The 19251-nt window shown below is 59.2% G+C and carries 21 protein-coding genes; 11 read left to right on the top strand and 10 right to left on the bottom strand.

What is annotated here, in order from left to right; all coding sequences use genetic code 11:
- Positions 1-3 precede the first annotated feature (3 nt).
- The 5 genes from livM to NL116_RS29180 all read left to right on the top strand — a co-directional run bounded on the left by livM (position 4) and on the right by NL116_RS29180 (position 5254).
- Positions 4-1287 (top strand): high-affinity branched-chain amino acid ABC transporter permease LivM, encoded by a 1284-nt coding sequence (livM, locus tag NL116_RS29200; protein WP_494375084.1) that lies wholly within the window; start codon positions 4-6, stop codon positions 1285-1287.
- Positions 1284-2159, top strand: a complete 876-nt coding sequence (locus tag NL116_RS29195; protein WP_494375083.1) for an ABC transporter ATP-binding protein — start codon at positions 1284-1286, stop codon at positions 2157-2159. The genes livM and NL116_RS29195 overlap by 4 nt, the downstream gene beginning before the upstream one ends.
- Complete coding sequence (locus NL116_RS29190) at positions 2156-2872, top strand: ABC transporter ATP-binding protein (RefSeq protein WP_494375082.1); 717 nt, start codon at positions 2156-2158, stop codon at positions 2870-2872. Before NL116_RS29195 ends, NL116_RS29190 begins: the two co-directional genes overlap by 4 nt.
- 365 nt (positions 2873-3237) lie before the next feature.
- Complete coding sequence (locus NL116_RS29185) at positions 3238-3543, top strand: HdeA/HdeB family chaperone (RefSeq protein WP_494375081.1); 306 nt, start codon at positions 3238-3240, stop codon at positions 3541-3543.
- Positions 3544-4486: 943 nt separating this feature from the next.
- Complete coding sequence (locus tag NL116_RS29180; RefSeq protein WP_027921957.1) at positions 4487-5254, top strand: SDR family oxidoreductase; 768 nt, start codon at positions 4487-4489, stop codon at positions 5252-5254.
- A 94-nt stretch (positions 5255-5348) separates the two neighbouring features.
- Here NL116_RS29180 and NL116_RS29175 read toward each other — a convergent pair whose 3' ends face one another.
- The 7 genes from NL116_RS29175 to NL116_RS29145 form a co-directional block, all read right to left on the bottom strand.
- The gene (locus NL116_RS29175; protein WP_494375080.1) at positions 5349-6476 is read right to left on the bottom strand and encodes an AGE family epimerase/isomerase; all 1128 of its coding nucleotides are present in this window, start codon (positions 6474-6476) and stop codon (positions 5349-5351) included.
- A gap of 174 nt (positions 6477-6650) precedes the next feature.
- Positions 6651-7223: a HupE/UreJ family protein gene (locus tag NL116_RS29170; protein WP_494375079.1), complete on the bottom strand. Its 573-nt coding sequence runs from the start codon at positions 7221-7223 to the stop codon at positions 6651-6653.
- 29 nt (positions 7224-7252) lie between these two features.
- On the bottom strand, positions 7253-7867 hold the full coding sequence (ureG, locus tag NL116_RS29165) for an urease accessory protein UreG (protein WP_494375078.1): 615 nt from the start codon (positions 7865-7867) through the stop codon (positions 7253-7255).
- Positions 7868-7890: 23 nt separating this feature from the next.
- Complete coding sequence (locus NL116_RS29160) at positions 7891-8565, bottom strand: urease accessory protein UreF (RefSeq protein ID WP_494375077.1); 675 nt, start codon at positions 8563-8565, stop codon at positions 7891-7893.
- Positions 8562-9062 (bottom strand): urease accessory protein UreE, encoded by a 501-nt coding sequence (ureE, locus tag NL116_RS29155; RefSeq protein ID WP_494375076.1) that lies wholly within the window; start codon positions 9060-9062, stop codon positions 8562-8564. The genes NL116_RS29160 and ureE overlap by 4 nt, the downstream gene beginning before the upstream one ends.
- A gap of 273 nt (positions 9063-9335) precedes the next feature.
- Positions 9336-9968 carry a TetR family transcriptional regulator gene (locus NL116_RS29150; RefSeq protein ID WP_494378153.1) on the bottom strand — a complete coding sequence of 211 codons (633 nt, stop codon included), beginning with the start codon at positions 9966-9968 and terminating at the stop codon, positions 9336-9338.
- 159 nt (positions 9969-10127) lie between these two features.
- Positions 10128-10598 (bottom strand): hypothetical protein, encoded by a 471-nt coding sequence (locus NL116_RS29145; protein ID WP_494375075.1) that lies wholly within the window; start codon positions 10596-10598, stop codon positions 10128-10130.
- A 389-nt stretch (positions 10599-10987) separates the two neighbouring features.
- On the opposite strand from NL116_RS29145, the gene NL116_RS29140 reads away from it, so the two are divergent.
- Positions 10988-13063: an AsmA family protein gene (locus NL116_RS29140; protein ID WP_494375074.1), complete on the top strand. Its 2076-nt coding sequence runs from the start codon at positions 10988-10990 to the stop codon at positions 13061-13063.
- Positions 13064-13172: 109 nt separating this feature from the next.
- Here NL116_RS29140 and NL116_RS29135 read toward each other — a convergent pair whose 3' ends face one another.
- Entirely contained in the window at positions 13173-13703 is a 531-nt protein-coding gene (locus NL116_RS29135; protein WP_494375073.1) for a ferritin-like domain-containing protein, read from the bottom strand.
- A 115-nt stretch (positions 13704-13818) separates the two neighbouring features.
- Complete coding sequence (locus NL116_RS29130; protein ID WP_494375072.1) at positions 13819-14721, bottom strand: LysR substrate-binding domain-containing protein; 903 nt, start codon at positions 14719-14721, stop codon at positions 13819-13821.
- A 120-nt stretch (positions 14722-14841) separates the two neighbouring features.
- On the opposite strand from NL116_RS29130, the gene NL116_RS29125 reads away from it, so the two are divergent.
- The 3 genes from NL116_RS29125 (at position 14842) to NL116_RS29115 (ending at position 16796) form a co-directional block, all read left to right on the top strand.
- On the top strand, positions 14842-15480 hold the full coding sequence (locus NL116_RS29125) for an FMN-dependent NADH-azoreductase (protein ID WP_494375071.1): 639 nt from the start codon (positions 14842-14844) through the stop codon (positions 15478-15480).
- On the top strand, positions 15481-15786 hold the full coding sequence (locus tag NL116_RS29120) for a DMT family transporter (RefSeq protein WP_494375070.1): 306 nt from the start codon (positions 15481-15483) through the stop codon (positions 15784-15786).
- A gap of 119 nt (positions 15787-15905) precedes the next feature.
- Complete coding sequence (locus tag NL116_RS29115; RefSeq protein ID WP_494375069.1) at positions 15906-16796, top strand: esterase/lipase family protein; 891 nt, start codon at positions 15906-15908, stop codon at positions 16794-16796.
- A gap of 38 nt (positions 16797-16834) precedes the next feature.
- Here the strand turns inward: NL116_RS29115 and NL116_RS29110 are convergent, their stop codons facing one another.
- Positions 16835-17710 (bottom strand): DMT family transporter, encoded by an 876-nt coding sequence (locus NL116_RS29110; RefSeq protein ID WP_494375068.1) that lies wholly within the window; start codon positions 17708-17710, stop codon positions 16835-16837.
- Positions 17711-17807: 97 nt separating this feature from the next.
- Between NL116_RS29110 and NL116_RS29105 the strand changes: the two genes are divergently transcribed.
- Both NL116_RS29105 and NL116_RS29100 read left to right on the top strand, forming a co-directional pair.
- Entirely contained in the window at positions 17808-18602 is a 795-nt protein-coding gene (locus tag NL116_RS29105; RefSeq protein ID WP_494375067.1) for an AraC family transcriptional regulator, read from the top strand.
- Between the two features lie 64 nt (positions 18603-18666).
- A complete protein-coding gene (locus tag NL116_RS29100; protein WP_494375066.1) occupies positions 18667-19113 on the top strand; it encodes a PsiF family protein in 447 nt (148 codons plus the stop codon).
- The last annotated feature ends 138 nt before the right edge of the window (positions 19114-19251 follow it).

Raw genomic sequence — 19251 nt, 5'->3', positions numbered from 1 at the left:
GCGATGTCTTCAACCACTAAAAAAACCATTGATCTCAAAAGAAGCCTGGTTGACGCAATTCTTGCCGGCCTTGTCGCCCTGATTGTGTTCGGCCCGATTGTTGGCGTGGTCCTTGACGGCTATGGCTTCAATCTGGAACCGACCCGTGTGGCGTGGATTGTCGCCGTCGTCATGGCGGGCCGCTTTGCTTTGAGCCTGTTCCTGCAAACACCCAAGGGTTTGAAAATTCTCGAAGGGTTTGAAACCACCGGCTCCGGGGTTCATGTACTGCCGCCCGATTACAAATCCCGGTTGCGCTGGATCATCCCGCTGATGATCGTCATTGCCGTGGTGTTTCCGTTTTTCTCCAACTCCTACCTGCTGGGCGTGGTCATCCTTGGATTGATCTACGTGCTGCTCGGTCTGGGGCTGAACATCGTGGTCGGCCTGGCCGGCCTGCTCGACCTGGGTTACGTGGCGTTCTACGCCATCGGCGCCTATGGCCTGGCGCTCGGTTACCAGTACCTCGGCCTGGGTTTCTGGACAGTGCTGCCGCTGGCGGCAATCACTGCAGGGCTCGCCGGGTGCATCCTCGGCTTCCCGGTGTTGCGTCTGCACGGTGACTACCTGGCCATCGTGACCTTGGGTTTTGGCGAAATCATCCGTTTGATACTCAATAACTGGCTGTCGCTGACCGGTGGTCCGAACGGCATGCCGGCACCGCTTCCAACGTTCTTCGGCCTGGAGTTCGGCAAGCGGGCGAAAGACGGCGGCATACCGTTCCACGAGTTCTTCGGCATCGCCTACAACCCCGACGTTAAGTACTACTTCATTTACGCGGTGTTGTTCATGGTTGTGCTGGCGGTGTTGTACATCAAGCACCGCTTGACCCGTATGCCGGTCGGCCGCGCCTGGGAAGCCTTGCGTGAAGATGAAATCGCCTGCCGCTCCATGGGTTTGAACCACGTGCTGGTGAAGCTCTCTGCCTTCACCATCGGTGCGTCGACGGCCGGTTTGGCAGGCGTGTTCTTCGCCACCTATCAAGGCTTCGTCAACCCGACCTCGTTTACCTTCTTTGAATCGGCCCTGATCCTCGCCATCGTGGTACTTGGCGGCATGGGCTCGACCATCGGCGTGGTGATTGCAGCCTTCGTGCTGACTGTCGCCCCGGAGCTGCTGCGTGGCTTCGCGGAATACCGCGTGCTGCTGTTCGGCATCCTGATGGTGTTGATGATGATCTGGCGACCGCGCGGCCTGATTCGGATCAGCCGTACCGGTGTGACCCCGCGTAAAGGAGTAGCGCCATGAGCGAAGTCGTACTCTCGGTCGAGAAGCTGATGATGCACTTTGGCGGCATCAAGGCGTTGAATGATGTCAGCCTGCAGGTCAAGCGCAACTCGATCTTCGCCCTGATCGGCCCCAACGGCGCCGGCAAGACCACGGTGTTCAACTGCCTGACCGGGTTCTACAAGGCCTCCGGCGGCAAGATCGAACTCAACGTGCGTGGCGAGAAAACCAACGTCATCAAGCTGTTGGGCGAATCGTTCAAACCGACCGATTTTGTCTCGCCTAAATCCTTCGGCAGTCGGCTTTTCTACAAAGCGTTCGGCGGCACCCACTTGGTGAACCGTGCCGGCCTGGCGCGAACCTTCCAGAACATTCGCCTGTTCAAGGAAATGTCGGTGCTGGAAAACCTGCTGGTGGCCCAACACATGTGGGTCAACCGCAGCATGCTGGCCGGCATCTTTAATACCAAGGGCTACCGCAAGGCTGAAAGCGACGCGCTGGACCACGCCTTCTACTGGCTGGAAGTGGTGGACCTGGTGGATTGCGCCAACCGCCTCGCCGGCGAATTGTCCTACGGCCAACAACGCCGTCTGGAAATCGCCCGGGCCATGTGCACCCGTCCGCAGATCATCTGCCTCGACGAACCGGCTGCCGGCCTCAACCCGCAGGAAACCGAAGCGCTGAGCGCGATGATCCGGCTGCTGCGCGACGAGCACGATCTGACCGTGGTACTGATCGAACACGACATGGGCATGGTGATGAGTATTTCCGACCACATCGTTGTGCTGGACCACGGCATCGTCATCGCCGAGGGAGGCCCCGACGCGATCCGCAACGACCCGAAAGTGATTGCGGCCTACCTGGGCGCTGATGAAGAGGAAGTGGCGTTATGAGTCAACCGATCCTCGAACTCAAGGACCTGGATGTGTTCTACGGGCCGATTCAGGCTCTGAAGAAAGTCTCGTTACACATCAATGAAGGCGAAACGGTCAGCCTGATCGGCTCCAACGGTGCCGGCAAGTCGACCCTGTTGATGTCGATCTTCGGCCAGCCGCGTGCGGCGGATGGGCAGATCCTCTATCAGGGCGTGGACATCACTCACAAGTCGTCTCACTACATCGCCTCCAACGGCATCGCGCAATCGCCGGAAGGTCGGCGGGTGTTCCCCGACATGACCGTCGAGGAAAACCTGCTGATGGGCACCATCCCGATCGGTGACAAGTACGCCAAGGAGGACATGCAACGCATGTTCGAGCTGTTCCCGCGTCTTGAAGAGCGGCGCAATCAGCGGGCGATGACCATGTCCGGCGGCGAGCAGCAAATGCTCGCCATCGCCCGTGCGTTGATGAGCCGGCCGAAACTGCTGTTGCTCGACGAGCCGAGCCTCGGGCTGGCGCCGATTGTGGTGAAACAGATCTTCTCGACATTGCGGGAACTGGCGAAAACCGGCATGACCATCTTCCTGGTCGAGCAGAACGCCAACCACGCCCTGAAGCTGTCGGACCGTGCGTACGTAATGGTCAACGGCGAGATCCGCCTCACGGGCACCGGCAAGGAGCTGCTGGTGAACGAAGAAGTGCGTAACGCTTATCTCGGCGGTCATTGATTCTGCGTTGTTAACATAAGCCCCGGTGCGCAAGCTCCGGGGCTTTTTTATGGTGGAAAGATAAGTATTGATTGAGTTTAAAGTGCTCAGGCACTGGCCTGCGCCTATTTTATATCAGACGGTTAAATATAAATTGGCGTTGATTTAATGTTAAAAGTTCAATGTTGATTGCAGGGGCTATTGGTTGTTTGGGTGTCTATTGTCATGTTTTAAAAATAGACATTGACTCTGTGGGAAAGCGTCTATACTTACCCGGCGTGTGCTTGTAATACCGCTAAACTTAAGTTCTGTTTTTAGCGCAAATCAATGCATGATATGACCTCTTATCGATAGAGGTGTTATCCAAGTCTGTGGAGAAGCTTAAAATGACTTATAAGGTTTTGTGCAAATTGGCCCTGGCTAGCTTGATGCTCTCCTCCGTCAGCGGTGTTTATGCCGCGTCGGCTACACCCGATGATATGACGTGCAAGGAGTTCCTTGTAACGCCTCCGCTAACCCAGGCCACAATCGCACTTTGGTATTCAGTCGACGAGAATATCAATTCAAATGGGGGGTCTTTCACCAAGGAAAAACTCAAAGCAGAAATTCTTCCTGAATATGTAAAACGGTGCACGAAGAACCCAGAGAAAAAAGTTTCCAGTTTTGCAGAGGAAATGAAGAAGCTGTTCTGAATGTTGTCGTCATGAACCTGAGGCGCTTGTCGGAGTTTAAATGCCGGCGAGCGTTTATTAGTGCGTTGTGAGTCCCATTAGTTTGACGGACAGAGTGGCTTTAACTTTTCTGCTGGCCTGGTTCTCAAGAACCGATCGCTGGCCAACGAATATCCCCCCACAAGCCTTTGTCATCCCGGATGTAATCAGGATGGCGGATGTCAATCAGCTCCTGATCGATTCCCGATTCATCACCACTCCCTGTGGGCTCAAACCGACTCGCTCAGGGGGGGCGCCAAGTGCTTGCTCGAAATTGTGGAAAACAATATTCACAAGCTCTGAAAGCGCGACATAAAGCCGCTGCAAACAGTTGTTTTGTCACGCTTTTGACTTGTCCCCGTTTGCTGTGGAACTGGCTGTGAATAACATGGGAGTAGCTGGCTGAGCGCCTTTAAATCCGCGGGTTGTAGCGCTATGGTTGTTTTTTGATCGGGCATTTTTGCGAAGGCGAGAGCCGCACTTGTCAACCTTTTTATTGGAGGCAAAAGCGCGTTGAAACGGGCAGGGCGAGCCTGTGGATAAGTCTGTGATTAAACTCTGGAAAGACGCGGCTGAGGGCCGTAGTTACTGGCTTGGCGCCATCGCTGCTTTTCAGGATCAATCGTGCAAAATGCCCTGCGCTACACCGCGAGCATTCGAGGGTCAAGCTAAAAACTTTCAAAACGCCCCGCAAAGCCTTGTACGCAGCGGCTTTCAGCTTTTCCACTTGCCCCCGGAAACTGTGGACCGGCCTGTGGATAACGTGCGCGTACATGGCTGCAAGCCACGGTGCGTAAGGCGCTCACCGGTTTGGTCGTTTTTCGTACAGCGTTTGCGGTGGTTGCCGCTGTGAGCAAGGCCGGGCATGCTGCCAGCTGATTTTCTATTCCAAGGGCTGTCCGTCAGCCGAAGCAAGGAGAACACGATGTCCAACACCCTGTTTATTACCGGCGCGACCTCCGGTTTTGGTGAAGCCTGTGCCCGCCGTTTTGCCGAGGCTGGCTGGAAACTGGTGCTGACAGGCCGTCGTGAAGAGCGCCTGAATGCCCTGTGCGCCGAGCTGTCGAAGCAGACCGAGGTGCATGGCCTTGTGCTCGACGTGCGTGATCGCAAAGCCATGGAGGAAGCGATTGCCAACCTGCCGCCATCCTTCGCCAAACTGCGAGGGCTGATCAACAACGCCGGGCTGGCGCTTGGTGTGGACCCTGCACCCAAGTGCGATCTTGACGATTGGGACACCATGGTCGACACCAACATTAAAGGCTTGATGTACAGCACCCGGTTGCTGCTGCCGCGTCTGATTGCCCATGGTCGTGGTGCCGGCATCGTCAATCTTGGCTCCATCGCCGGCAACTATCCGTATCCGGGCAGCCACGTGTATGGCGCGAGCAAAGCGTTCGTCAAGCAGTTCTCGCTGAACCTGCGTTGCGACTTGCAAGGTACCGGTGTTCGGGTCAGCAACATTGAGCCGGGTCTGTGTGAGAGCGAGTTCTCGCTGGTGCGATTCGCCGGTGATCAGGAACGTTACAACGCAACGTACGCGGGTGCCGAGCCGATCCAGCCGCAGGATATTGCCGAGACTATTTTCTGGGTGATGAATGCGCCGGCGCACATCAACATCAATAGCCTGGAGCTGATGCCGGTGAGTCAGACTTGGGCTGGTTTCTCGATTGAGCGTAATGCCAAGGCTTAAGACCGAGTAACGGCCATCGCGGGCAAGCCACGCTCCCACAGGTACCGTGTGATCCCTGTGGGCGCGTGGCTTGCCCGCGATAGCGATCCGTCAGTCAGCGCAGATAGTCGACCAACCCGCGATAGCAGGTCGCCAAGTGATAAGGCGTCGTCGACGGCATGTCCTTGCGGCTCACTTCGCCTTGTTCATCGCGACACTCATACCAGCCGCCCGCATGCAGAAAACGCTGTTGCAGCGCCTGCAATTGGCGCTGCACCGAGGCCTCGCTGTTTGGCCGCAAGGTCAGGGCGCGCAGGTATTCAGCCTGGGCCCAGATGCGCTGGGTGGCATCCTTTGCAGAGCCCTGCAGATCGAGCATCGCCACCACGGCGCCCGTATGGGGATCAACACCCATCTGTTCGGTCACCGTGAATGCACGATCAAGCGAAGCGTGTAATGCGCAGCCCCGCAGCAACGGCGAAGACTCCAACAGGAAGTACCATTCGAACTGATGCCCCGGCTCAAACCAGTTATCCACAGCGCCCAGCGGTTGCTCCATCAACACGCTCTGTTGCGGGTCGATGAAGCGCTTCTGCATGCCTGTGCATAAGTCCACAAGCGCACGCTGTACAGCGGCGTCTTCGCGCACCGACAGGGTGGCGAGGAACGCTTCGGCCAAGTGCATCAGGGGATTTTGCAGCGGCCCGGCATTCAGCGAGGACCAGTCACGGTCGAGGCTGGCTTCGTACAAACCGTCGACTGTCGCGAAACGCTGAGCGATCACTTCCAGCGCTGCATTGAGTACCGACTCCACCAGCGGCTCGCGAACCTTGTCCCAGTAATGGGCGCAGGCGAACAGGATAAACGCGTGGGTGTAGAGGTCTTTGCGCTGGTCGAGTGGGGCGCCGTGCGGGCCGATGCTGTAGAACCAGCCGCCGTGTTCGGCATCGTGGAAGTGCTGCTGCAGGGAACGAAACAGCGCGGCGGAACGTTCTTCGGCGCCCGGCACCTGGCCGATCAGGCTGGAAAACAGATACAACTGCCGTGCGCAGGCCATGGCCCGGTAGCGTCGAGGCGGCAGTGGCTGATGCTGCGCATCCAGTGCTTCATACGGCAGCGCCATGTCGGCATTCCAGCCAGGGCCTTGCCAGAGCGGCACAATCACGTCCTGGAAGTGCTGTTGCACCGAGGTGAACAGCGCGGTCAATTCAGGCTGGGAGGCGGAGCGGGAAACAGGCGGCATTGGCTGGCGTCGTCACGGCAGGGTTGATTGCGCGACATGTTAGCAGGCCTGAGAGGTGCGGTGTCTGTCAGGCCGCCTTCGCGAGCAAGCCCGCTCCCACACTGGAACTGTGTACACAGAACAAATGTGGGAGCGGGCTTGCTCGCGAAGAGGCCGTTACTGGCGATAAAGAAATCAGTTCGCCAACAACCAGACCCCAGTCGCTGCAGACGCCGCGCCCGCCACTCGAACCAGCGGAGCCGCCGCTTGCGGCAACACGCGAACGAGCGCATAACCCGCTGCATGCAACGCCGCCGTCGCCACCGCAAATCCGGCCGCATACGCCCAAGGGCTCGACATCTGCGGCAACTCCAGCCCGTGCGCCACACCATGGAACAGCGCAAACAACGCCGTCGCCGCCACCGCTACGCTCAATGGTGGACGCACCGCCAATGCCACCGCCAGACCCAGCGCCAGCACCGACGCCGCAATCCCGCCTTCCAGTGCTGGCAGGTTCAGCCCTTCAATCCCCAACAACCCGCCAATCAGCATCGTGCCAACAAACGTACACGGCAGCGCCCAGCGTGCCGCGCCTTTTTGCTGAGCCGCCCACAAGCCTACGGCAACCATTGCCAGCAAGTGGTCGAGGCCGCCAATCGGGTGGCTGATGCCGGCGATCAAGCCGTTGTCACCATGTCCCGGATGGGCGAAGGCGATGGCCGGTGTCAGCAGCAGGGCCACGGCGCCCAGAATACGTTTCAGTGTCATGGATAAGCTTCCTTGTTGATAACTCGTGATCAGGCTGCAGTCAGCAGGCCTTGGCGTTCGATGAAGGCGATGATCTCTTCAAGGCCCAGACCGGTTTTCTGGTTGCTGAACACAAACGGTTTGCCGTTGCGCATGCGTTTGGTGTCGCTGTCCATCATTTCCAGCGATGCACCCACCAACGGCGCGAGGTCGACTTTGTTGATCACCAGCAGATCGGATTTGCAGATGCCGGGGCCGCCCTTGCGCGGCAACTTGTCACCGGCCGAAACGTCGATCACGTAGAGGGTCAGGTCGGACAGTTCGGGGCTGAACGTCGCAGACAGATTGTCGCCACCGGACTCCACCAGAATCAGGTCCAGTCCCGGAAAGCGGCGGTTCAGTTGGTCCACGGCTTCGAGGTTGATCGAGGCGTCTTCGCGGATCGCCGTGTGCGGGCAGCCGCCGGTTTCCACACCGATGATGCGCTCCGGCGCCAGGGCTTCGTTGCGCACCAGAAAGTCGGCGTCTTCGCGGGTGTAGATGTCATTGGTGACGACGGCGAGGTTGTAGCGCTCGCGCAGCGCCAGGCACAGGGCCAGGGTCAGGGCGGTTTTGCCGGAGCCGACGGGGCCGCCGATGCCGACGCGCAGGGGTTGTGTGTTCATGTGGTTCTCCAAGTTAAAAGGCCCTAGGAACGGAACAGGCGGCTGTACTGGCGCTCATGCGCCATGCAGGACAGGGACAGGCCAAACGCGGCGCTGCCAGAGTGTTCGGGGTCGATTTGGGTGGCGTCCTGCTGGGCTTGTTGCAGCATTGGCAACAGTTCACTGGTCAGGCGCTGCGCGGCTTGTTGGCCCAGCGGCAAGGTTTTCATCAGTACCGCCAATTGGTTTTCAAGCCAGCTCCAGAGCCACGCGGCCAGCGCATCCTGCGCACTGATGCCCCAAGCCCGGGCGGCCAGCGCCCAGCCGAGGGCCAGATGCGGCTCGGGGCGTTGTTCGAGAAAGGCGCGGGCAGGCGTGTCGAGTTCCGGCAAACCGGCGAGCAGTTGTTGCAAGGAATAGCCCATCTGCCGGCTCTCTTGATGCAATTCACGGGTTTCCCGACTGGCCCGGTGTTCTTCACAGCGCAGCAGCAATTCTGGCCAGTTATCCTCGGCCGCTGCCGTGCAATGAGCGAGCAGCAGCGGCGCTTCGAACCGTGCGAGGTTCAGCAGCAACTGATCGCTGATCCAGCGCCGCGCGCCGTCTGCATCGCTCACCCGACCGTTATCCACCGCCATTTCCAGACCTTGGGAATAGCTGTAGCCGCCAATCGGCAACTGCGGACTGGCCAGGCGCAGCAGCGCCCAGGCCGGGTTCATAAACGGACGCCGAACTGGTGCAGTTTTGGCGGGTAGTTGAAGTCTTCGTCGCCGTGTCGGGAGTGGTGATGACCGCCACCATAAGCCCCGTGTTCCGGCTGGAACGGGGCCTCGATATTTTCGACCTGGGCCTCCAGTTGTTCGAGCATGGCTTTAAGCACGTAATCGTCGAGCAGGCGCAGCCAGCCATCACCGATCTGCAGGGCGACATGGCGGTTGCCGAGGTGATAGGCGGCGCGGGTCAATTCGAAGGCATTGGCGCAGGTGACGTGCAGCAAGTGTTCGGGACGGGCGCAGACACGCACGATGCGCCCGTCTTCGGCTTGCAGGCACTCGCCGTCATTCAGGGGCGGCTGACCACGCTCCAAAAACAACCCGACGTCTTCACCTTCGGCACTGAAACAGCGCAAACGGCTTTTGCTCCGGGCTTCGAAAGTCAGGTGCAACTCTGCGGCCCAGACGGGTTGGGGGTCGATTCTGCGATGGATCACCAGCATCGGTAGGCTTCCGGCAATGGGCAATACTCAGGCTAGAGCAAGGGGCTTGCCAATCGGGCGATATGTAGGAAATACCTGTCGGAGTGGAGTGGGTGTTTCAGTATGTTGCAGAAAGTTGATTGAAATTGGTGCAGGAACGGGGTGTGGCGCACCAATTTGCAGCAATGCAATTCCCCTGTGGAGCCTGCTCGCGAAGGCGTCGGCACTGTCAGCACTTGAGGTGACTGACATTCCGCGTTCGCGAGCCGGCTCGCTCCCTCAGGGGCAGGGGAATTATTCGGTGCTGCCAAGGCCTTGCCAGTGTTTCAGGCCGATGAAGATGAAGCGCAGTTGCTGCGTGATCTTCGCTTGCGGCGTCAGGTGCTCGGGCAGTGCTTCGGCTGGTGGATCAATAATGTCGGGCAGTGTCGCGAACACGCTTTTTACAATCAGGTCCGCCATCACGCTCAACCCGTCAATGTCCAAATGCTGCAGTTTCGGCATCAACGACAAGTCAGCCGCCAGATCCGAGCTGATGTCTTCGCGCAACCGCCCGATCGCCAACCGCACGGGCAGCGATCCGCCGTATTGCTCACGGGCAAGAAACAGAAATTGCGAACGATTGGCGCTCACCACGTCTAGAAATATCCTGACCGAGGCATCAATGATGCCGCCCATGACGAATTCGTTATGGCGCACCAGGCGAATGGTTTCGCGAAAGGTCTGGCCGACTTCGCTGACCAGCACCAGGCCCAGTTCATCCATGTCGGCGAAATGCCGGTAAAAACCGGTGGGCACAATGCCGGCGGTTTTCGCCACTTCGCGCAAGCTGAGGCTGCCGAATCCTCGGCCACATTCCATCAGGTGACGAGCAGCGCCCATCAGGGCATTGCGGGTTTGTTGTTTCTGTTCGGCGCGGGGCAGCATCACAAGGGTGTTTTCTGGACAGGACAGCGGCGCACTCTAGCAAATCGGCTTCGCTGACGTCGAACGACTATCGGAGGGGGCAAGCGGGAAAGCGCGGCTTCTCTATAAGTCAAAAGCCCAATCCGGGGATTGGGCTTTTTTTCAGGGCGGCCATGAGGCTTAGCTCAGGGCGCTGTTGCGTTCGATTACACGGTCACCACCACCTTCAGCCAGGGTTTGACCTTGTGGGGTACGGTCGGAACCGCCTTCAGCGAGGGTTTGGCCTTGTGGAGTGCGCTCGGAACCGTCAGCAGCCAAGGTTTGGCCTTGTGGAGTGCGCTCGGAACCGTCGGCAGCCAAGGTTTGACCTTGTGGAGTGCGCTCGGAACCGTCGGCAGCCAGGGTCTGGCCTTGTGGGGTGCGATCCGAACCATCTTGAGTGATCAAGCCTTTTTCTTTCAGGCGATCGTTACCGCCTTCAGCCAGGGTCTGGCCTTGTGGAGTGCGGTCGGAACCATCAGCGGCGACGGTTTGGCTGAACACCGAGTGGCTGGCTTTGACTTGTGGAGTGGCCTGATCAGCGGCTGGCAGAGCGAAAGCAGTGCTGGCTAGCATCGAGAGGGTCAGGCTAAGCAGTAATTGGCGTTTCATGATGGGTTGCTCCTTGGGAGGGCGATAAAGTGGGTACGAGGGCAATGCTACTCTCGATAAGTCGATATGAAAGTTCATAAACGCAATGGTAATAATCAACAGAATTGATTGTTCTGCTGGAGCGCTCTAGAACGGGCCTTTCCGTCAGGTGTTTTTGCACTGGAGTGGGAAGTTTTGACTCACTCGTGCCGCACAAGAGTGCGGGTGGCGGTAACACCGTTTGGAGCGCGCAGAGTGATCGCGGCCGATTATTTGAACGTTAATAGGTTTTTCGGTTAAACCTGCGCGGCTTTTCCCAGTCCTAGCTGTCATGGCAGGCCGGTTCTGGCCTAACGTTTCACACGTGCGTCGTTGTCAGGGCGTGCAGTCGTATTCAGGAGTTTTGTGCAATGACGCGCACCCCCAAAATATTTGCCTGGGTCTTTGCCAGCCTGGTTGTTCTGCTGGCGATACTCGTGCTGATCATCGTGTTCTTCGATTGGAACCGGATCAAACCCACGATCAACACCAAAGTCTCCGAAGAGCTTCACCGAGCGTTTGCTATTAATGGCAACCTCGCGGTGGTCTGGCAGCGCGAGCCTGACGAGGATGGCTGGCGGGCCTGGGTGCCGTGGCCGCATGTGGTGGCGGAAGACCTCAGCCTAGGCAATCCGGACTGGTCGAAACAGCCGCAGATGGTCACCCTCAGGCGCGTTGAATTACGTATTTCGCCACTGGCTCTGCTGGCGCAGCGGGTGGTCATCCCGCGCATCGACCTGACCGAACCGAACGCCCAGCTCCAGCGATTGGCCGATGGCCGCGCTAACTGGACCTTCAACTTCGACCCGAAAGACCCCAGCGCCGAACCATCGAATTGGGTGGTTGACATCGGCGCCATCGGTTTCGACAAAGGCCATGTCACCCTTGATGACCAGAACCTGAAGACGCAGCTTGATGTGCTCATCGATCCGCTGGGCAAGCCAATCCCGTTCAGCGACATCGTCGGTGACAAAGCCGCGAAAACCGCGCTTGAGAAGGGGGCTTCGCCACAGGATTACGCCTTCGCCCTCAAGGTCAAAGGCCAATACCACGCGCAGAAACTCGAAGGCTCCGGCAAGATTGGCGGCTTGTTGGCCCTGCAGGATGCGGCCAAGCCGTTCCCGCTGCAGGCCCAAGTGAAGATTGCCGATACCAGCGTCGAACTGGCCGGCACCTTGACCGATCCCCTGAACCTCGGCGCGCTGAACTTGCGGCTGAAACTGGCCGGCACCAGCCTCGGCAATCTCTATCCGCTGACTGGCGTGACGCTACCGGACACGCCGCCATACGCCACCGACGGGCACTTGATCGCCAAGCTGCATGAGCCGGGTGGTGCGGTGTTCCGCTATGAAGAATTCAACGGCAAGATCGGCGAGAGTGACATTCATGGCAGCCTGGCGTACGTCGCCAGTCAGCCAAGGCCCAAACTCAGTGGCTCACTGCTTTCCAATCAACTGCTGTTCGCAGACTTGGCACCGCTGATTGGCGCCGATTCCAACGCCAAGCAAAAAGCCCGTGGCGGCGACAGCGAACAGCCGACGGACAAAGTGTTGCCGGTCGAAGCGTTCAAGACCGAACGCTGGCGTGACATGGATGCTGACGTCGAATTCACCGGCAAGCGCATCGTCCACAGTGAAAAACTGCCATTCACCGACCTCTATACACACCTGGTGTTGACCGACGGCCAGCTCAGCCTTGAACCCCTGCGTTTTGGCGTGGCGGGTGGCAATCTGGAAGCGCAGATTCGCTTGAATGGCCGGACTGAACCGCTGGAAGGGCAGGCCAAACTCACCGCGCGCAAGTTCAAGCTCAAGCAACTGTTCCCGACCTTCGAACCGATGAAAACCAGTTTCGGCGAACTCAATGGCGATGCCGACATCTCGGGGCGCGGTAACTCGGTGGCCACGTTGTTGGGCAGCGCCAACGGCAATCTGAAATTGCTGATCAATGACGGCGCGATCAGCCGCGAGCTGATGGAACTGGCCGGGCTCAATGTCGGTAACTACGTGGTTGGCAAAATCTTTGGCGACAAGGAAGTGAAGATCAACTGCGCGGCGGCCGACTTCGACATCAAGACCGGGCTGGCGACCACGCGCCTGTTCGTCTTCGATACCGAGAACGCGATTATCTACATTGATGGCACCGCGAACATGGCGACCGAACAACTGGACCTGACTATCACACCGGAGTCGAAAGGCTGGCGGTTGATTTCGCTGCGCTCGCCGCTGTACGTACGGGGCAAATTCATCAAGCCGGACGCGGGGGTGAAAGCGGTGCCACTGATGCTGCGCGGTGCGGGGATGGTGGCGTTGGGCGTGATTGCTGCGCCGGCTGCAGGATTGTTGGCACTGGTGGCGCCGAGCGGGGGTGAGCCGAACCAGTGTGCGCCGTTGCTGGAGCAGATGAAGGCGGGCAAGGCGCCTGTGACCGTCAAGCCAACAAAGTAATGGGTTGTTCATGATGGCCTCTTCGCGAGCAGGCTCGCTCCCGCAATGGTCCGGCGTTCACAGGTCCAATGTGGGCGCGAGCCTGCTCGCGAAGGCGGTGTAACAGGCGCTACAAATCTTTCAGAATGTCAGCCATGTCATCGGCATGCTCTTCTTCCTGAGCCAGGATGTCCTCAAAGATCCGCCGTGTAGTCGGGTCTTTCTCGCCGATGTACTGAATGATCTCGCGGTAGCTGTCGATGGCGATGCGCTCGGCAACCAGGTCTTCGTAGACCATCTCCTTGAGGTTGTTCCCCGCCACATACTGGGCATGAGAGTTTTTCGACAACAGATCAGGGTTGAATTCCGGTTCACCGCCCAGCTGCACAATGCGCTCGGCCAGGCGGTCGGCGTGTTCGGCTTCCTGGGTCGCGTGTTCGAGAAACTCATCGGCCGCGACATGGGCTTTCAAGCCGTTCGCCATGAAGTAGTGACGCTTATAGCGCAACACGCAGACCAGTTCCGTTGCCAGCGATGCGTTGAGCAGGCGCAGGACCTCTTCAAGGTCGGCGCTGTAGCTTTCAGTGACCGCGCCATTCTCGACATTCTGCCGAGCCCGTTCGCGAAGCGTGGTTACATCAGACAAATGCATGTCACTCATCTCATTCTCCTGGAGGCTAATCCGGTTGGCGTCACCTTCTAAAGAAGTGATCGCTACGAAAGTTGTGAGTCATGCATGCGGCGAAAAGTTTGATGTAATTTTGTAATCGGCGGCATCACGCCAGTGCGTGCCCGGACAGCAACGCCTCCTCGCGCAACCACGCAAAAAATGCCCGGACCGGCGGATGCCGCTCGCGTCCCGGCACGCACAGTGCGCTATACCCGGCGCCATCGACCTGAATCTCGCCGCGATACGCCACCAGCAACCCGCTGGCCACGCTTTCCGACACCAGAATATTGCTCGCCAGCACCAGGCCTTGCCCGGCAATCGCTGCTTGCAGGGCGTAATGCTCTTCGTCGTATTCACGGACAGCGGGGTTGCCGGACAGCCACGACTCGCCCGACTGCTCGCACCAGGCCTCCCAGCCATGGGCGTACAGCTTGGAGTTGTGCCAGTGCACGCTGATCAGTGTCGGCGTGCGAATGGCGGCCAACGCGACCTGCTCGGGCGAGCCGTAGACGCCGAAGGACTCATCGAACAAACACAACCCATAAAGGTTGGGGTAGGTGTCGAGGCTGTAGCGAAGCACCAGATCGACGCTGGCGTCCTGATGCAGATCGATCACTTCACAGTGGGTGCCCAGGCGCAGGCTGATGCCCGGATGGCGCGCATAAAAGCGCCCAAGGCGCGGCACCAGCCACAGGGCTGCGAAGGCTGCCGTGGTGGAGACCGTCAAGCTCGCGCCGTTGCGTTGGGGGCGCAAGGTGTCGACGCTTTGGGCAACATCCAGAAAGGCACCGTGCAGGCTGCGGAACAACCGTTCACCGCCATCGGTCAGGCGCACTTTCCGAGGCAGTCGCTCGAACAGCGGCACGCCGAGCCAGGTTTCCAATGAGCGAATCTGATGGGACACCGCGGTCGGCGTTACCGAGAGTTCTTCGGCGGCAGCCTTGAAACTCAGCAAGCGGGAAGCGGACTCAAAGGCGCGCAGGGCGGTCAGCGGCAACGAGGCAAACATTCAAGGCTCCAAGGATGAAATGGATTCATCCAGACTTATTTCTGCTCATTTGAAGCGGTTCGTTGTGGGCTACAAGCTGCAATCCACACGCCGTTCGAGTGTAATCCCAAGGAGATTCAGATGAGTAAAATTCTTGCTATTCACGCCAGCCCCCGTGGCGACCGATCTCACTCCCGCCGTTTGGCTGAAGTGTTTCTTTCAGCCTGGCAGGCGCGTCATCCGCACGCTCGGTTGACCCGTCGCGAAGTTGGCCGGGCGCTGATTCCACCAGTCAACGAAGCTTTTATAGCCGCCGCGTTTTACCCGGAACCGGCTGCGCGTCCGCTGGCCATGCAGGCTGATCTGGCCTTCAGCGACGAATTGGTGGGCGAACTGCTGGGCCACGATTTGCTGGTGATTTCCACGCCGATGCACAACTTCAGCCTACCCAGCGGCCTCAAGGCCTGGATCGACCAAATTGTTCGACTCGGCCTGACGTTCAACCACACCCTGGACAACGGCGTGGCCCAATACGAGCCGCTGGTACAGGGCAAAAAAGCCTTGATCGTCACCAGTCGCGGCGGCTTCGGTTTCGGTCCGGGCGGTGAGCTGGAAGCGATGAACCACGCTGATCCTTTGCTGCGCACGGCACTGGGGTTCATCGGCATCACCGACATCACCGTGGTCGCCGCCGAGGGCGAAGAGTCCGAAGAGCGCACCTTCCGGACCTCCGCCGCCGAAGCCGAGCAGCGCCTGTTGGCGCTGGCCAGGGAGTTCTAGATGGCCTGGCTGTTTCTGCTGATCGCCGCCGGGTTCGAAGTCACCTTCGCCATGGGCATGAAGTACGCCGAAGGCTTCACCCGGCTCTGGCCGTCGCTGATCACGGTAGTGGCCGCCGTGGGCGGGATTTACTTCCTGACCCTGGCCATGCGCGAATTGCCGGTGAGCATCGCGTATCCGATCTGGACCGCCGTCGGTTCACTGGGCACGGTATTCCTGGGGTTTGCATTGCTGGGTGAAAGCCTGACGGCGATCAAACTGCTGTCGGTCGGGCTCATCGTGGCGGGCGTAGTTGGGTTGAAGTAGCGCTCAAGTGGGGTGGTTGTCATAGACTGGTCGTCGAGTTGTCATCTTCGGTGACGATGCTTGGCTGACGTCTTGCATCGCTCCTTGCTTCATCTCATCGACCACACGGACGTTCGCCCATGTCACAAGGTTCCGCCACGCGTTACCCGTTAGTGCTGGTCCCGGGAATGCTCGGGTTCGTCCGGCTGGTGCTCTACCCCTACTGGTACGGCATCGTCTCGGCGTTGCGCCAGGGTGGGGCAATCGTGTTCGCGGTGCAGGTCTCGCCGCTCCATTCCAGTGAAGTGCGCGGTGAGCAACTGCTGGTGCGAATCGAGGAAATCCTGCGCGAGACCGGGGCCGGGAAGGTCAACCTGTTGGGTCACAGCCAGGGTTCGCTGACGGCCCGATACGCGGCGGCCAAACGCCCGGACCTCGTGGCATCGGTGACGTCGGTGGCCGGACCGAATCACGGTTCGGAACTGGCTGATTACCTGCACAAACACTACCCGCATGACAGCGCCAAGGGCCGGTTGCTGAGCTTGCTGTTACGGGTGATCGGCGCGTTGATGAGCCTGCTCGAAACCGGTTATCGCGGGCCGAAGCTGCCGGTGGACATCCATGCCTCCCATCACTCGCTCACGACCGCTGGCGTGGCGTTGTTCAATCAGCGTTATCCACAGGGCCTGCCCGAAACCTGGGGCGGGCACGGGCCGGAGGAGGTCAATGGCGTGCGTTATTACTCGTGGTCCGGGACGTTGCAGCCTGGCATTACAGATCGCGGGCGCAATCTGTTGGACGGGACTAATCGCAGTTGCCGGTTGTTTGCCAAAACCTTTGTGAACGAGGCCGGGCATTGCGACGGGATGGTCGGGCGTTACAGCTCGCACCTGGGGACGGTGATTGGCAACGAATATCCGCTGGATCACTTCGACATCGTCAATCAGTCGCTGGGGTTGGTGGGGAAGGGGGCCGAGCCGATTCGGTTGTTCGTCGAGCATGCCGCCCGACTTAAAGCGGCAGGCGTTTAGACCTGTGGCGAGGGGGCAAGCCCCCTCGCCACAGGGGATTATGTCCGGCCGATAACTGTGGTCCAGCGCTCCGAAAGCACCACCCCGCCCAGCGTCAACAATCCCCCCACCAAGTGATACAGCGCCAACTGCTCATGCAGCACCACCGCTGCAATCAACGCGGTAATCACCGGCAGCAAATTGAAAAACAGCGTGGTCCGGCTCGGTCCCAACCGCACCACCGCCTGCATCCACGCCAGCGGTGCCACCATCGAAGCCAGCAGGCAGGCGTATAGCACCAGCGGAATATTCTGCAGCGTCGGCCCGACCTTCGGTGAAATCACAAACAGTGGAAACAGCACCACCACCGCCACCCATACCTGCAAATACAACAACACCAGCGGTGGCAAGCGCAGCTGCCATTTTTTCAGCAAGGTGCTGTAGATCGCGTAGGCCAGCGTGGCGATCAACATCATCGCGTCGCCCAGGTTCACCCCGTGTTCCAGCAGCGCGCCGAGGCTGCCGGACGACACCACCACCAACACACCGGCAAACGACAGCACTGCACCGGCCAATGCGCCGACGGTCAGGCGTTGGCCGAGGCTGATAATTGCCATGGCCAGCGATATCAGCGGCATCAGCGACAGGATGATCCCCATGTTGGTGGCCGAGGTCAGCGCCGCGGCGAAGTAGGCCAGGCTCTGATAGACCGCCATGCCCAGCACACCGAGGACGAAAATCTTGCCCAGGTTCGGACGAATCTTCGGCCAATGCGCGATCACCGGTTTGAGCATGAACGGCGTGAACAGCATTCCGGCCAGCAGCCAGCGGTAGAAACCGATCTCGGCAGGGAAGATGGCCCCGGCCGACATTTTAGTGATCACGGTGTTGCCAGCCCAAATGAAAATGGCCAGCAGGGGATAAGCGTATTGCATCGGAAAAAACCAGAACGTTAATGAGGGGCAATTATCTGCCTGTCTGGATCAAAGCCTATACTTCGATCCAGACAATCGGCCCTTGATGACGGACAGCATGACCAGTAAACACATCGACCTTCTGGATTTTGCCGAACTGCCGGCCCCGATCTACTTCCGCTACGCCGACTTCAACACCCACGAATACGCCTCGGCTCACCGCCACCCTTGGGGCACGCTCGAGTATTCGGCCAATGGCGTGTTGCACATGGAAATCGGCGACAACCGCTTCATGTCGCCGCCGCAATACGCCGTGTGGGTACCGCCCGAGATCGAGCACAGCTTCTATAGCAATCAGCCGATCAACTATCGCGCGGTGTGCCTGGCGCCTTCGCTGTGCCGCGAGTTGCCGCAACAGGCCTGCACGCTGGCAATCAGCGACATTCTCAAAGCGATCCTCAAGGATTTCGCGGCGCGGGATGTGAAGATTCCCGAGCACGAGGCAGACATTCGTCTAGGCCAGGTGTTGGTGGATCAACTGCAACTGGCGCCAATGCATGAATGCTATCTGCCCTACGCCAGCAGTCCGGGGTTGCTCGGGATACTGGAAGCCTTGCACGCCGAACCGGGCGAAAACCGGCCCCTGGCCGATTGGGCTGCACAAATCCACGTCAGCGAACGCACACTCGCAAGGCAGTTCGTTCGCGAGCTGGGCATGAGTTTCGGCGAGTGGCGCCAACGCCTGCGCTTCCTCGCGGCGATCGAGGCGCTGGACGGCCAGCGCAGTGTTCAGGACATCGCCTTCGATATGGGTTACAGCACCGGCTCGGCTTTTATCGCGATGTTTCAACGCCAGGCCGGGTGTACGCCGGAGCAGTATCGACGCAGTCACTTGGAGAACAGGAAGGTGTAACAGGGGTTGTCTACACTCCAGCATGAGGCCGTGCCCCTCGGCGCGGCAACAAGGAGAAAACTCCATGAAGATGTTGCGTGCCCCTTTGTTGATGATCGGTTTGCTGCTCTGCTCCCAGGGCTTCGCGGCCACTGCACAGCAGGACAAGATGACGGCCTGCAATGCCGATGCGACGGCCAAAAGTCTCAAGGGCGATGAGCGCAATACGTTCATGAGTACCTGTCTCAAAGCTGCGCCGGCCGCGCCCGCCGCCGCTGACGCGAAAGCGATGACCCCGCAACAAGAGAAAATGAAAACCTGCAACGCCGAAGCCACCACCAAGGCGCTGAAAGGTGATGAGCGCAAAGCGTTCATGAGTAACTGCCTCAAAGCCACGCCGGCCGCCACTGACGTGAAAGCCATGACCCCTCAGCAGGAGAAGATGAAAGCCTGCAACGCCGATGCGGCGACCAAGGCGCTGAAGGGCGATCAGCGCAAGGCGTTCATGAGTGATTGCCTGAAGAAAAAATAAACCGGTTCAGACGATGTGGGGGCTGAGAGGGCTTCTCCGCGAGCAGGCTCGCTCCCACAATGGATTTATGTTCGCAAGACTAATGTGAGCAGCCTGCTCGCGAAGCGGCCAGTCGGGTTACTGCCAATATCCGCCCAA

The sequence above is a fragment of the Pseudomonas sp. FBCC-B1667 genome, assembly GCF_059133255.1.
This window is presented reverse-complemented; position numbering and strand designations above follow the sequence as displayed.

Bases quoted from the DNA above. Each gene is read 5' to 3' on its own strand.
- NL116_RS29190 (WP_494375082.1), top strand. From the start codon at position 2,156: ATGAGTCAACCGATCCTCGAACTCAAGGACCTGGATGTGTTCTACGGG.
- NL116_RS29135 (WP_494375073.1), bottom strand. From the start codon at position 13,703: ATGAGTGACATGCATTTGTCTGATGTAACCACGCTTCGCGAACGGGCT.
- NL116_RS29125 (WP_494375071.1), top strand. From the start codon at position 14,842: ATGAGTAAAATTCTTGCTATTCACGCCAGCCCCCGTGGCGACCGATCT.
- NL116_RS29160 (WP_494375077.1), bottom strand. From the start codon at position 8,565: ATGAACCCGGCCTGGGCGCTGCTGCGCCTGGCCAGTCCGCAGTTGCCG.
- NL116_RS29120 (WP_494375070.1), top strand. From the start codon at position 15,481: ATGGCCTGGCTGTTTCTGCTGATCGCCGCCGGGTTCGAAGTCACCTTC.
- NL116_RS29180 (WP_027921957.1), top strand. From the start codon at position 4,487: ATGTCCAACACCCTGTTTATTACCGGCGCGACCTCCGGTTTTGGTGAA.
- NL116_RS29195 (WP_494375083.1), top strand. From the start codon at position 1,284: ATGAGCGAAGTCGTACTCTCGGTCGAGAAGCTGATGATGCACTTTGGC.
- NL116_RS29175 (WP_494375080.1), bottom strand. From the start codon at position 6,476: ATGCCGCCTGTTTCCCGCTCCGCCTCCCAGCCTGAATTGACCGCGCTG.
- NL116_RS29105 (WP_494375067.1), top strand. From the start codon at position 17,808: ATGACCAGTAAACACATCGACCTTCTGGATTTTGCCGAACTGCCGGCC.
- livM (WP_494375084.1), top strand. From the start codon at position 4: ATGTCTTCAACCACTAAAAAAACCATTGATCTCAAAAGAAGCCTGGTT.
- ureG (WP_494375078.1), bottom strand. From the start codon at position 7,867: ATGAACACACAACCCCTGCGCGTCGGCATCGGCGGCCCCGTCGGCTCC.
- NL116_RS29170 (WP_494375079.1), bottom strand. From the start codon at position 7,223: ATGACACTGAAACGTATTCTGGGCGCCGTGGCCCTGCTGCTGACACCG.
- NL116_RS29130 (WP_494375072.1), bottom strand. From the start codon at position 14,721: ATGTTTGCCTCGTTGCCGCTGACCGCCCTGCGCGCCTTTGAGTCCGCT.
- NL116_RS29185 (WP_494375081.1), top strand. From the start codon at position 3,238: ATGACTTATAAGGTTTTGTGCAAATTGGCCCTGGCTAGCTTGATGCTC.
- NL116_RS29110 (WP_494375068.1), bottom strand. From the start codon at position 17,710: ATGCAATACGCTTATCCCCTGCTGGCCATTTTCATTTGGGCTGGCAAC.
- NL116_RS29145 (WP_494375075.1), bottom strand. From the start codon at position 10,598: ATGAAACGCCAATTACTGCTTAGCCTGACCCTCTCGATGCTAGCCAGC.
- NL116_RS29100 (WP_494375066.1), top strand. From the start codon at position 18,667: ATGAAGATGTTGCGTGCCCCTTTGTTGATGATCGGTTTGCTGCTCTGC.
- NL116_RS29140 (WP_494375074.1), top strand. From the start codon at position 10,988: ATGACGCGCACCCCCAAAATATTTGCCTGGGTCTTTGCCAGCCTGGTT.
- ureE (WP_494375076.1), bottom strand. From the start codon at position 9,062: ATGCTGGTGATCCATCGCAGAATCGACCCCCAACCCGTCTGGGCCGCA.
- NL116_RS29150 (WP_494378153.1), bottom strand. From the start codon at position 9,968: ATGCTGCCCCGCGCCGAACAGAAACAACAAACCCGCAATGCCCTGATG.
- NL116_RS29115 (WP_494375069.1), top strand. From the start codon at position 15,906: ATGTCACAAGGTTCCGCCACGCGTTACCCGTTAGTGCTGGTCCCGGGA.